The following is a 549-nucleotide window of genomic DNA, read 5'->3' as shown; positions in this document are numbered from 1 at the left end:
CCAGAAGGCGTGTATGTCGACAAGATCAAAATGAACGATCTAGAAATTGAAATCTCAGGTATTTCAGACAGTACACCTCGGCTAGCAACCATGCTCGATAACATGGAACGTTCTGCCAAGCTACTGGACGTTGAAATGCACTCTATCGTGCACGGAAAAGCCCGTTTCGGTAAAGAGTTTCAGACCTTTAAAGTGTCCTTCATGTTTAACACGGTAGAAGAGAAGAAAGAGGGAAAACAACATGGTTAATTGGCAAGATCTAGAAATGGATGAGATTGCTGAATGGCCATTACTGCCTCAGCTTGTAGTGATCTGCCTGCTTGTTCTTCTTATCCAAGGGTTTGGTTATTGGTTTTACTTAAAGCCAGAAGACGCTCGTTTGAACACTTTGATTCAAGAGGAGCAAACATTAAAAGTGGCATTGCGCATAAAAGCCAACAAGGTGGCTGCATTGCCTCAATTGCAATCTCAACTGGACGAGCTCACTACGCGTTATGAGTTGCTGTTGCAACAACTACCGGCACAAAAAGAGTTGGCCACAATGTTGGC

The 549-nt window shown here is 43.7% G+C and carries 2 protein-coding genes; both read left to right on the top strand.

The features are described 5' to 3' along the window. Positions 1-249 (top strand): PilN domain-containing protein (locus R7044_RS27360; protein ID WP_225456242.1); only part of this gene is annotated, 249 nt, incomplete at its 5' end. Then, positions 242-549 (top strand): type 4a pilus biogenesis protein PilO (pilO, locus tag R7044_RS27355; protein ID WP_225456241.1); only part of this gene is annotated, 308 nt, incomplete at its 3' end. The genes R7044_RS27360 and pilO, both read left to right, overlap by 8 nt.

Source organism: Vibrio sp. 1402, assembly GCF_033340275.1.
The sequence above is the reverse complement of the archived record's forward strand: the minus strand, read 5'-3'. Positions and strand labels throughout refer to the sequence as shown.